The organism is Streptomyces dioscori (assembly GCF_003024195.1).
GTDB lineage: Bacteria > Actinomycetota > Actinomycetes > Streptomycetales > Streptomycetaceae > Streptomyces > Streptomyces dioscori.
This window is the reverse complement of sequence record NZ_KZ679055.1, coordinates 245,747-256,660: the sequence shown is the minus strand read 5'-3', so window position 1 is coordinate 256,660 and position 10,914 is coordinate 245,747. Positions and strand designations below refer to the sequence as shown.

At 71.9% G+C, this 10,914-nt stretch carries 10 protein-coding genes, 1 rRNA gene and 1 pseudogene; 10 read left to right on the top strand and 2 right to left on the bottom strand.

All coding sequences use genetic code 11. The features are described from left to right. From rrf to C6Y14_RS36680, 3 genes and pseudogenes are all read left to right on the top strand, one after another. A 5S ribosomal RNA gene (gene rrf, locus C6Y14_RS36690) occupies positions 1-77 on the top strand; the annotation flags it as partial. A 745-nt stretch (positions 78-822) separates the two neighbouring features. Then, positions 823-1,413: pseudogene (locus C6Y14_RS46050) on the top strand (DEAD/DEAH box helicase); the annotation flags it as partial. Positions 1,414-1,755: 342 nt separating this feature from the next. After that, positions 1,756-2,586, top strand: coding sequence for a tetratricopeptide repeat protein (locus C6Y14_RS36680; protein WP_107021211.1), 831 nt, complete (start codon positions 1,756-1,758; stop codon positions 2,584-2,586). 76 nt (positions 2,587-2,662) lie between these two features. Here the strand turns inward: C6Y14_RS36680 and C6Y14_RS36675 are convergent, their stop codons facing one another. Continuing rightward, positions 2,663-3,949 carry a DUF1015 domain-containing protein gene (locus C6Y14_RS36675; protein ID WP_107021210.1) on the bottom strand — a complete coding sequence of 429 codons (1,287 nt, stop codon included), beginning with the start codon at positions 3,947-3,949 and terminating at the stop codon, positions 2,663-2,665. 72 nt (positions 3,950-4,021) lie between these two features. On the opposite strand from C6Y14_RS36675, the gene C6Y14_RS36670 reads away from it, so the two are divergent. From C6Y14_RS36670 to C6Y14_RS36655, 4 genes are all read left to right on the top strand, one after another. Then, entirely contained in the window at positions 4,022-5,050 is a 1,029-nt protein-coding gene (locus C6Y14_RS36670) for an HAD hydrolase-like protein (protein ID WP_107021209.1), read from the top strand. A gap of 92 nt (positions 5,051-5,142) precedes the next feature. Continuing rightward, positions 5,143-6,186, top strand: a complete 1,044-nt coding sequence (locus C6Y14_RS36665; RefSeq protein WP_107021208.1) for a FecCD family ABC transporter permease — start codon at positions 5,143-5,145, stop codon at positions 6,184-6,186. Positions 6,187-6,284: 98 nt separating this feature from the next. Next, positions 6,285-7,286, top strand: a complete 1,002-nt coding sequence (locus C6Y14_RS36660; RefSeq protein ID WP_225891459.1) for a FecCD family ABC transporter permease — start codon at positions 6,285-6,287, stop codon at positions 7,284-7,286. Next, positions 7,247-8,221 carry an ABC transporter ATP-binding protein gene (locus C6Y14_RS36655; RefSeq protein WP_225891457.1) on the top strand — a complete coding sequence of 325 codons (975 nt, stop codon included), beginning with the start codon at positions 7,247-7,249 and terminating at the stop codon, positions 8,219-8,221. Before C6Y14_RS36660 ends, C6Y14_RS36655 begins: the two co-directional genes overlap by 40 nt. A 21-nt stretch (positions 8,222-8,242) precedes the next feature. Here C6Y14_RS36655 and C6Y14_RS36650 read toward each other — a convergent pair whose 3' ends face one another. Next, positions 8,243-8,590: an SCP2 sterol-binding domain-containing protein gene (locus C6Y14_RS36650; protein WP_107021206.1), complete on the bottom strand. Its 348-nt coding sequence runs from the start codon at positions 8,588-8,590 to the stop codon at positions 8,243-8,245. Positions 8,591-8,644: 54 nt separating this feature from the next. Between C6Y14_RS36650 and C6Y14_RS36645 the strand changes: the two genes are divergently transcribed. The 3 genes from C6Y14_RS36645 to C6Y14_RS36635 are packed head-to-tail and all read left to right on the top strand — an operon-like array spanning position 8,645 to position 10,783. Next, entirely contained in the window at positions 8,645-9,058 is a 414-nt protein-coding gene (locus C6Y14_RS36645; RefSeq protein ID WP_404828878.1) for a hypothetical protein, read from the top strand. A gap of 7 nt (positions 9,059-9,065) precedes the next feature. Further along, positions 9,066-9,881 carry a TlyA family RNA methyltransferase gene (locus C6Y14_RS36640; protein WP_107021204.1) on the top strand — a complete coding sequence of 272 codons (816 nt, stop codon included), beginning with the start codon at positions 9,066-9,068 and terminating at the stop codon, positions 9,879-9,881. Then, a complete protein-coding gene (locus tag C6Y14_RS36635; protein WP_107021203.1) occupies positions 9,878-10,783 on the top strand; it encodes an NAD kinase in 906 nt (301 codons plus the stop codon). The genes C6Y14_RS36640 and C6Y14_RS36635 overlap by 4 nt, the downstream gene beginning before the upstream one ends. Positions 10,784-10,914 lie beyond the last annotated feature (131 nt).

Below are 10,914 nucleotides of genomic sequence, written 5' to 3'. Positions count from 1 at the left end.
CGAACCCGGAAGCTAAGCCTTACAGCGCCGATGGTACTGCAGGGGGGACCCTGTGGGAGAGTAGGACGCCGCCGAACAATCTTTGAGGACCTCTGGTCCCAGCGACTCGCTGGGACCAGAGGTCCTTTTTTGTTTTCCCGAAGCGCGCCGGGTACCCGGCTGCGCGAGAATGACTTGCGGTACCGATGACAGGAGTCACCCATGTCCACCAACTCTCCCGACGAGCGACCGGAGCGCGATCAGCGACGCCGGGACAGTGGTGACCGCGGCGGCTACCGCGGAGGCCCGAGCCGCGACAACGACCGTGGCGGAGCCGGCAGGCGTGACGACAACCGTGGCGGTGGCGCCCGTCCGCCGTTCCGTCGTGACGATGAGCGCGGTGCTCCGCGGCGTGACGGTGACCGGCCGGCCTTCCGCCGCGACGACAACCGCCGCGACGACAACCGCGGTGGCGGTGACCGTGGTGCATTCCGCCGCGACGACAACCGTGGCGGCGGCGGTGGCGACCGTGGTGGTTTCCGGCGTGACGACAACCGCGGTGGTGGGAGCCGTCCCCCGTTCCGTCGTGACGACCGGCCCAGCGGGCCGAGCCGTGACGACCGTGACCGCGGTGCTCCGCGTCGTGACAACGACCGGCCGCCGTTCCGCCGCGACGACCGCCGTGACGACAACCGCGGCGGTGGCGACCGTGGCGGCTTCCGCCGTGACGACAGCCGTGGTGGTGGCGACCGTCCCCCGTTCCGGCGAGATGACAACCGGGGCGGCAGTGACCGTCCCGCGTTCCGGCGCGACGACGAGCGTGGCGCCCCGCGTCGTGACAATGACCGTCCGGCGTTCCGTCGCGACGACCGCCGTGACGACAACCGCGGTGGCGGTGACCGTGGTGGTTTCCGCCGCGACGACAACCGCGGCGGCGGCGACCGCGGTGGCTTCCGTGGCCGTGACGACCGCAGTGGCGGTGGCGACCGCGGCGGTTTCCGGCGTGACGACAACCGTGGCGGCAGTGACCGTCCTGCGTTCCGGCGTGACGACGATCGGGGTGCTCCGCGTCGTGACAATGACCGTCCGGCGTTCCGTCGCGACGACCGCCGCGATGACAACCGGGGCGGCAGCGACCGTCCTGCGTTCCGACGTGACGACGACCGCGGTGGCTTCCGTGGGCGCGATGACCGCCGCGACGACCGTGACCGTGGTGCCCCGCGCCGTGACAACGACCGTCCGCCGTTCCGCCGTGATGACCGCCGTGACGACAACCGCGGTGGCGGCGACCGTCCCGCGTTCCGACGTGACGACAACCGGGGCGGCAGTGACCGTCCCGCGTTCCGGCGCGACGACGACCGTGGTGCCCCGCGCCGCGACAACGACCGTCCGGCCTTCCGCCGTGACGACCGCCGCGATGACAACCGGGGTGGCAGCGACCGTCCGGCCTTCCGGCGCGACGACAACCGGGGCGGTGGCGATCGTGGCGGTTTCAACCGTGACGACAACCGTGGTGGCGACCGCGGTGGGTTCCGTGGCCGGGACGACCGAGGCGGGCGCGACGACCGTGGCCGTGGCGGACCCCGCCGCGACGACAGCCGTGGCCGCCCCAGTGGTGGTGGGTTCCGTGGGCGCGACGACCGTGGAGGCGACCGCAGCGGCGGCGGAGGCCGTTTCCGCGACGAGCGGGACCGTGACCGTGAGCCGATCAAGCGCCTGCCGATCCCGGACGACGTCACGGGCGAGGAGATCGACAAGGACGTACGCCAGGAGCTCATGAGCCTGCCGAAGGGACTCGCCGACGACGTCTCCCGGAACCTGGTCATGGTGGCCCGGCTCATCGACGAGGACCCCGAAGGCGCGTACGGCTACTCCAGGGTCGCGCTGCGGCTCGCCTCTCGCGTCGCTGCCGTGCGGGAGGCGGCCGGTTTCGCGGCGTACGCGACCCAGAAGTACAGCGAGGCGCTCGCCGAGTTCAGGGCCGCGCGGCGCATGACCGGCAACGTCGACCTGTGGCCCGTCATGGCGGACTGCGAGCGGGGCCTGGGGCGCCCCGAGAAGGCGCTCGACATGGCCGGCGCCCCCGAGGTGCAGAAGCTCGACAAGGCCGGCCAGGTCGAGATGCGGCTCGTGGCGGCCGGTGCGCGACGGGACATGGACCAGCTCGAAGCGGCCATCGTCACGCTGCAGAGCCCCGAGCTGGCCTCCAACTCCGTCCAGCCCTGGACCGCGCGGCTGCGTTACGCGTACGCCGACGCGCTTCTCGCCGCCGGCCGTGAGGGCGAGGCCCGTGAGTGGTTCGCCAAGGCCGTCGAGTCCGACAAGGACGGCAGCACGGACGCCTCGGACCGTCTCGCGGAACTCGACGGTGTCGAGTTCGTGGACGCACTCGTCGACGACGAGAACGAGGCGGAGGCCGCAGTCGTCGAGGACGTGGAAGCGCAGGAGCTCGACAGTGACAGCGACCTCGACGACGACCTTGATGACGACCTTGCCGACGACGGCGATGTCGACGGAGATGGTGTCGGTGCTGACCACGGCGCTCCGGAGGCCGTGACCCCCGAGGCGCCGACCGGCGACAAGGCCGAGGGCGACCGGACGGACTGAGGTCGACAGGTAGGAACACACGGGCGGGATTCCCTGAGGGGAGTCCCGCCCGTTCGTGTTTCCGGGGCGGGCCGTGTCAGAGGAGTGCGCGCAGGACCAGGCCCGACGCCGGCTTCGGGCCGAAGGACGTGGACTTGCGGGGCATCGTGACGCCCTGGCTCGCCAGCTCGCGTACGACCTCCTCGCGGACCGGGTGCATCAGGACGGCCGTGCCGCCGTCGCGCTCCGCCTTGGCGACCGTGGCGGCCGTGTCGTGGATGTAGGCGATGTGCTCCGGGACGTCCGGGATCCGCCACACATGGTCGAGGAGCGTGGCGTGCAGGACCGTCGCGTCGAGGGTGCGCCAGGCCTGCGGGGGGTCCGGCGGGATCGTACGGGCGAGGAGGTCGGGGGAGGGGCGGTCGACCAGGTGGAAGGAGCCGTCGCCCGCAAGGAGGAACGCATTTCCCTCGGCGGTCGCTACGGAGAGGGCCGACAGAGCCTCGGAGAGGGGGCCGTCGAGGCGGCGTACGCGGAAGGCGCCGTCCAGGGCCGCGAGGGCTTCCGGCACCGGGAGGCGGTGCAGGAGCCGGTGGATGGCGCGCACCCGGAGGGGGTGACGCACGGTGTCCACCAGGAGTACCAGGCCGTAGTCCCAGGGGCTGGGGGAAGGGTGCTCCCCGCGTACCCGCAGATAGGTCGCCCAGCGGTGGTGGCCGTCCGCGATGAGCGCCTGGCGGCCGGCCAGGTCCGCGTGGACCTCGGCGAGGTCGGCCTCATGGGTGACGGCCCACAGACGGTGGCTGAAGCCGTCCTCCGTGGTGGTCGACAACAGGGGCGGATGTTTCGCGGTGCGCTCGATGACGGCCGTCGTACCGGAGACCGCGTCGTCGCCCCGGTAGGTCAGCAGCAGGGGTTCGAGGTTCGCGGAGGTGGCCCGCATGAGGGCCGCGCGGTCCGCGACGACGTGCGGCATGACGTCCTCGTGCGGCAGCACCACGCCCTCCGACGGCTCCGACAGCCGCAGGGCACCGATGACGCCCCGCTGGAACATGCCCTCGTCGTCCCGCTGCTCGTAGACGTACAGGCCCGGCCGGGAGTCGGTTCTCAGGACGCCCTCGGACACCCAACGGTGCAGGGTGTCCGCCGCCTGTTCGTTGCGGATGCCGGGAGTGGGGGCCTGCGGCAGGATCAGACGGACGATGTTGTGCGGGTCCGCCGACTCCAGATGGTGCAGGCCGTCGGGCCGTACGACCACGTCGTACGGCGGGGATGTGACTGCGGAGAGGCTGCCGACCCGGTCGGGGTCGTAGCGCAGGCCCCGGAACGGGGTGAGGTCAAGGCCCATGCGTGCCGGTACGTCCGCGGTACCTGCCGTGTTCATTGATGCATCGTAAGTGTGTCAGTGCCATGAGCGATGATCGGGGGAAAGAGACCGAACGAGGAGCGATGCGTAATGAGCCAGACCGCCAGGACGCGGCCCGAGGGCAGTGACAGGGCCCTGAGCGAGGCGTACGACACTGCGCTGCTCGACCTGGACGGCGTGGTGTACGCGGGTGGCAACGCGATCGCGCACGCGGTCGAGTCGCTCGGCACGGCCCACACGGGCGGGATGCGCCTCGCGTACGTCACGAACAACGCGCTGCGCACGCCCGACCACGTCGCGGAACACCTCACGGAGCTGGGCATAGCGACCGAGGCGTCGGACGTCATCACCTCGGCGCAGGCCGTGGCCCGGCTGATCAGCGAGCAGCTGCCGCAGGGCGCGCGCGTGCTGGTGATCGGCGGGGAGGGACTGCGCGTCGCGCTGCGCGAGCGCGGCCTTGAGCCCGTCGAGTCGGCCGACGACGACCCGGCGGCCGTCGTGCAGGGATTCGGCGGCCCCGACCTGGCGTGGGGGCGCTTCGCGGAGGCCTGTTACGCCATCGCGCGCGGGGTCCCGTGGTTCGCGTCCAACACCGACCTGACGATCCCCGGCGCCCGTGGCATCGCGCCGGGCAACGGGGCGGCCGTGGAGGTCGTACGGATCGCCACGGGTGCCGAGCCGCAGGTGGCGGGCAAGCCGCTGCCCCCGATGCACCGCGAGACGATCCTGAGGACCGGGGCGAAGCGTCCGCTGGTCGTCGGGGACCGGCTCGACACGGACATCGAGGGCGCGTTCAACGGCGAGGTGGACTCGTTGCTCGTCCTCACCGGAGTGACCGACGGGGCGCAGCTTCTCGCCGCGCCTCCGCAGCACCGGCCGACCTATGTCGACGCCGATCTGCGGGGGATGCTGACCGGGCAGCCCGAGGTCGTCGAGGCGGGCGACGGCTTCCGGTGCGGGGGTTACACGGCGACGGCGGCTGGCGAGAGGCTGGAACTGGACGGTGACGGCGAGCCCATGGACGGGCTGAGGGCGCTGTGTGCCGCTGCCTGGACGGCGGGCGGCGACGCGGCCTGTGAGCTGGACGGAGGCAAGGCGCTGGCCCGGCTGGGGCTCTGAGGGCGGCTCAAGGTCCTCACGGGGCCTGGTCACGGCGACCGCCGGGCGACCGCCGATCGAAGCACAATGCAAGTTAGGCTAACCTAACTGCCGTGTTGGTCGACAGTCCCCCCGAACCGAGCGCGGAGACCGCCCCCGCGCCCCCGAGGCGCCGGGCGGTCCGAGCCGCAGGGCTCCTGGTGTCCCTCGTCGTGCTGGTGCTCGTCGCCGTGGCGAGCATCGCCATCGGCGCGAAAGAGCTGTCCCTGGAACAGGTCTGGCACGGCCTGTTCCAGGACTCCGGTACGTACGGCGACGTCGTGGTGGGGGAGCGGCTGTCGCGTACGGTCCTCGGGCTGCTCGTCGGCGCCGCGCTCGGCCTCGCCGGGGCCGTGCTCCAGGCGCTCACCCGCAACCCGCTCGCCGACCCGGGGCTGCTCGGCATCAACGCGGGCGCGTCCGCCGCGGTCGTCACGGCGATCACCTTCTTCGGTGTCACCTCGCTGAACGGCTATGTGTGGTTCGCCTTCGCGGGCGCGGCCGCGGTCGGCGTGCTCGTGTTCTTCCTCGGCGGCAGCCGGGGCGCCACTCCGGTGCGGCTTGCCCTGGCCGGTACCGCGATCAGCGCCGCGCTCTACGGCTATCTCCAGGCCGTGATGATCACGGACGAGGCGGCGCTCGGCAAGATGCGCTTCTGGACGGTCGGTTCGCTGGCCTCGGCGACCAGCGACATCATCTGGCAGGTGCTGCCGTTCCTCGCGGCCGGTACGGTCCTCGCGCTGGCCCTCGCCCGGCCGCTGAACGCCATGGCCATGGGCGACGACACCGCCCGAGCGCTGGGCGCGCATCTGAACCGCACCCGCGCCCTGTCCATGGCCGCCGCCACGGTGCTGTGCGGGGCAGCGACCGCCGCCTGCGGGCCGATCGTCTTCGTGGGGCTGATGGTCCCGCACGTCGTGCGGTCCTTCACCGGGCCCGACCTCCGCTGGATCCTGCCGTACGCCACCGTGCTGTCGCCGGTGCTGCTGCTCGGCGCCGACGTGATCGGCCGGATCGTGGCACGGCCCGCGGAACTCCAGGTCGGCATCGTCACCGCGATCCTCGGTGGCCCGGTCTTCATCTTTCTCGTACGACGGCGGAGGACGGCACAGCTGTGAAGGCCCCACGCAAGCAGGCCCCACGCGACCAGGCCGAGACCGCGCAGGCGGCGCCCGCCCGGGTCTCCCGCGGCCGTACGGTCCGTACCGTCGGCGGGCTGTCGGTCCGGGTCGACGTCCGCGCGTTCACGGTCGTCGTCCTGCTGCTGGTGGCGGCCCTCACCGCCGGCGTCGTGCTCATCGGCACCGGCGACTTCCCGATCTCCGCCGGTGACGTCGTCCGGACGCTGCTCGGCAACGGAGACGCGGGCCAGGAGTTCATCGTCAACGAACTGCGGCTGCCGCGCGTCCTGGTGGGGCTCCTGGTCGGCGCGTCGCTCGGACTCGGCGGCGCGCTCTTCCAGGCCATCTCCCGCAACCCGCTGGGCAGTCCGGACGTGCTCGGCCTCGGGCAGGGTTCGACGGCCGGCGCGCTCGTGATGATCGTGCTGTTCTCCGGGACCGCCAGGCAGGTCACCGTTGGGGCGCTGATCGGCGGACTGGTGACCGGCCTCGCCATCTATCTGCTCGCCTGGAAGCGGGGCGTGCACGGATACCGGCTGGTCCTGGTCGGTATCGGTGTCTCCGCGATCGTCACGGCCGTCAACGGCTATCTGATCACCAAGGCTGACCTGGTCGACGCGACCCGCGCGGTCGTCTGGATGACCGGCTCCCTCAACGGCCGCGACTGGGAGCAGGTCTGGCCCCTGCTCGGCCTGTGCGCCGTACTCGTACCACTGGTCCTCGGTAACGCGCGCGCCCTGCGGATGCTGGAGATGGGCGACGACGTGGCGTACGCGCTCGGTGTGCGCGTCGAGCGGACGCGGCTGCTGCTCCTGGTCGCCGCCGTGCTGCTCACCGCGTCGGCCACCGCCGCCGCGGGCCCGGTCGGCTTCGTCGCGCTCACCGCGCCACAGCTCGCCCGGCGCCTGACCTGCTCACCGGGACCCAACCTGGTACCGGCGATGTGCATGGGCGCCACGCTCCTGGTCGTCGCGGACTGGGCCTCGCAGCGGGTCTTCGGAGCCGACCAGCTGCCCGTCGGCGTGGTCACCGGCATCCTCGGCGGCGTCTACCTGCTGTGGCTCCTGGTCACCGAACGCAAGGCGGGCCGCATATGAATCCCGACGCCCACGCCCGCACCGACGCTGACACCGACGGCGAGACACGTACGACACGCACGACACGTACGGGGCCGAACCACCGAAGGAGCACCGTGAGCCGCCTGTCCGCCGAGGACGTCACCCTCGCCTATGACCAGCGCGTCATCGCCGAGCGGCTGTCGGTCGAGATACCGGACAACTCGTTCACGGTGATCGTCGGCCCCAACGCCTGCGGCAAGTCCACCCTCCTGCGCGCCCTGTCCCGCATGCTGAAGCCGCGGCAGGGCCGGGTCCTTCTCGACGGCCAGGCCATCCAGTCGATGCCCGCGAGGAAGGTGGCGAGGACGCTCGGACTGCTCCCGCAGTCGTCGATCGCGCCGGACGGGATCACCGTCGGCGACCTCGTGGGGCGCGGCCGCTACCCGCACCAGGGGCTGCTGCGCCAGTGGTCCACCGACGACGAGCGGATCGTACGGGAGTCCATGACCGCCACCGGGGTCGCCGAACTGGCCGACCGGTATGTCGACGAGCTCTCCGGAGGACAGCGCCAGCGCGTGTGGATCGCCATGGCGCTCGCCCAGCAGACACCGCTGCTGCTGCTCGACGAACCGACGACCTTCCTCGACATCCAGCACCAGATCGACGTACTCGACCTGTGTGCCGAACTCCACGAGGAACAGGGGCGCACCCTGGTGGCCGTACTGCACGACCTCAACCACGCCGCCCGCTACGCCACCCATCTGATCGCCCTGCGCGAGGGCGCGGTGATCGCGGAGGGCGCCCCGGCGGACATCGTCACGGCCGAACTGGTCGAGGAGGTCTTCGGGCTGCGCTGCCAGGTCATCGACGACCCGGAGACGGGCACACCGCTGGTGGTGCCGGCGGCGCGCAAAGCCCGTACGGCCGCCGTCAAGTCTGTCGGCGTCCCGTCCGTCGGTGTCGGCAAGGGCTGAGCAGGGCGGGCCGGGTGGAGGTCAGAGCAGCTTTCTGAGCCGCATCAGGTCGCGCAGGCCCGCTTCGAGCTTGACGCGGCCCGAGCCCCAGGCCTTCGCGAAATGCAGCTCGCCGTCGACCATCGCGACCAGGTCGTCGCCGGTCATCGCGAGCCGGATCTCGGCCTTTTCGGGCGGCGGGCCCTCGACCGTGTCGAGCACCACGATCCGGCCGTCCCGCAGACGGCCCACGAAGGTGATGTCCAGGTCGGTGATACGGCAGCTCAGGGAGCGGTCCAACGCGACCGCGCTCTGTACGTCACCGTTCGCGCCGGCCATGTTGTCCGAGAGTTTGTCGAGTGCGCTGCGGCACTCCTCGATCGTCGCCATCGTGATCGACGGTACCTCAGCGCTTCGCGGTAGCGTCGGGGCATGAGCGAGTCCATGACCGGCCCGGAGACCGACAGCCCCGGTACGGAACCCTCCGGTACGGAGCCTTTCGGTACGGAGCCTTTCGGTACTGAGCCGGAGACGGAGCCGCACGCCGGGTCCGGTGCCCGGCCGGACCCCGACGCCCGGCCCGAGTACGACCCCGCCGCCCCCGCCCCGCTGTCCGTGCCGCGCGCACCCACGGGTGACGCCGGGGTCGACGCCCTGCTGGACCGGCTGGCCGACGCGGACCACCTCGACACGGGCGGCCACGTGGAGGTGTACGAGGATGTGCACCGGGGGCTGCGCGACGCGCTCACCGAGCTCGACGCCCGCCCGGGGCCTCCGGCGCCCCCGGCGCCGAACAGCAGCAGCAATGACAGCAACTACAGCGCTGGCAACAGCTACAGCAACAGCAACAGGAGCTGAACCGAACGTGGCAGGAGTGGCACGACGCCGCCTCGACGCCGAGCTGGTCCGACGCAAGCTCGCCCGCTCGCGCGAGCACGCCGGACAGCTGATCGCCGCCGGACGCGTCACCGTCGGCAAGAACCTCGCGACCAAACCCGCCACCCAGGTGGAGACCGCGGCCCCCATCCTGGTCAGCCAGGACGACGACGACCCGGACTACGTCTCGCGCGGCGGCCACAAGCTCGCCGGGGCCCTGGAGGCCTTCGTACCGCTGGGCCTGGAGGTCCAGGGGCGGCGGGCGCTGGACGCCGGCGCCTCGACCGGCGGGTTCACCGATGTGCTGCTGCGCGCGGGCGTCTCGCACGTCCTCGCCGTGGACGTCGGCTACGGGCAGTTGGCGTGGTCTCTCCGAAGTGATGAACGCGTCACCGTCAAGGACCGTACGAACGTACGCGAGTTGACGTTGGAGGCGATCGATGGGGAGCCGGTGGATCTTGTAGTCGGTGATTTGTCCTTCATCCCGCTCGGCCTGGTGCTGCCCGCCCTTGTGCGGTGCGCGGCACCCGATGCCGACCTGGTGATGATGGTCAAGCCGCAGTTCGAGGTGGGCAGGGAACGGCTCGGGAGCGGCGGCGTCGTCCGCAGCCCCGAGCTGCGGGCGGACGCCGTGCGCGGTGTGGCCCGCCAGGCGGGCGAACTGGGGCTCGGGGTGAAGGGTGTGACGGCCAGTCCGCTGCCCGGACCCTCGGGGAATGTCGAGTACTTTCTGTGGCTGCGTGCCGGGGCACCCGCACTGGACCCGGCCGATGTTGACCGTGCAGTGGCGGAGGGGCCGCGTTGACCGACACCCGATCTCGTACAGTTTTCCTGCTCGCCCACACCGGACGGCCCGCGGCCATCCGCAGTGCCGAGCTCGTCGTCGAGGGGCTGCTGCGCTCCGGCCTCGGCGTACGCGTCCTGGAGGCGGAGGCGGCCGACCTGCCGCTGCCGCCGACCGTGGAGCTCGTCAAGGAGGCGACTCCGGAGTGCCTCGACGGATGTGAGCTGCTGATCGTCCTCGGCGGCGACGGCACGCTGCTGCGCGGTGCCGAGTTCGCCCGCGCGTCCGGTGTGCCGATGCTCGGCGTCAACCTCGGGCGCGTCGGCTTCCTCGCGGAGGCCGAGCGCGACGACCTCGACAAGGTCGTCGACCGGGTCGTGACGAGGGCGTACGAGGTCGAGGAGCGCATGACCGTCGACGTCGTCGTGCACAGCAACGGCGACGTCGTGCACACGGACTGGGCGCTCAACGAGGCCGCCGTGCAGAAGGCCGGCGCCGAGAAGCTGCTCGAAGTGGTCCTGGAGATCGACGGGCGGCCGGTGACCGGCTTCGGCTGCGACGGGATCGTCCTGTCGACGCCGACCGGCTCCACGGCGTACGCGTTCTCCGCGGGCGGGCCCGTGGTGTGGCCGGAGGTCGAGGCGCTGCTCATGGTGCCGATCAGCGCGCACGCGCTGTTCGCGAAGCCGCTGGTGACCTCGCCGAACTCGGTGCTCGCGGTGGAGATCCTGCCGCACATTCCGCCGGGGGTGCTGTGGTGTGACGGGCGGCGCACGATCGAGCTGCCGCCGGGGGCTCGGGTGGAGGTTCGGCGCGGGGCGGTGCCGGTGCGGTTGGCTCGGTTGCACCATGCTTCGTTCACCGACCGGCTGGTGGCGAAGTTCGCGCTGCCCGTCGCCGGGTGGCGGGGTGCGCCCCACTAGGGGCTCCGCCGCCAGGCAGGTGACGAACCTGCGGGCCCGGTGGGGGCGGGCCGCGCAGTTCCCCGCGCCCCTCAAAAGCGGGGCTGCGCCCCAGCTTTTGAGCCTTCAGGGGGGCGGGTACCCCGGGTGGT

Bases quoted from the DNA above. Each gene is read 5' to 3' on its own strand.
- C6Y14_RS36645 (WP_404828878.1), top strand. From the start codon at position 8,645: ATGACCGGCCCGGAGACCGACAGCCCCGGTACGGAACCCTCCGGTACG.
- C6Y14_RS36650 (WP_107021206.1), bottom strand. From the start codon at position 8,590: ATGGCGACGATCGAGGAGTGCCGCAGCGCACTCGACAAACTCTCGGAC.
- C6Y14_RS36670 (WP_107021209.1), top strand. From the start codon at position 4,022: ATGAGCCAGACCGCCAGGACGCGGCCCGAGGGCAGTGACAGGGCCCTG.
- C6Y14_RS36675 (WP_107021210.1), bottom strand. From the start codon at position 3,949: ATGAACACGGCAGGTACCGCGGACGTACCGGCACGCATGGGCCTTGAC.
- C6Y14_RS36680 (WP_107021211.1), top strand. From the start codon at position 1,756: ATGAGCCTGCCGAAGGGACTCGCCGACGACGTCTCCCGGAACCTGGTC.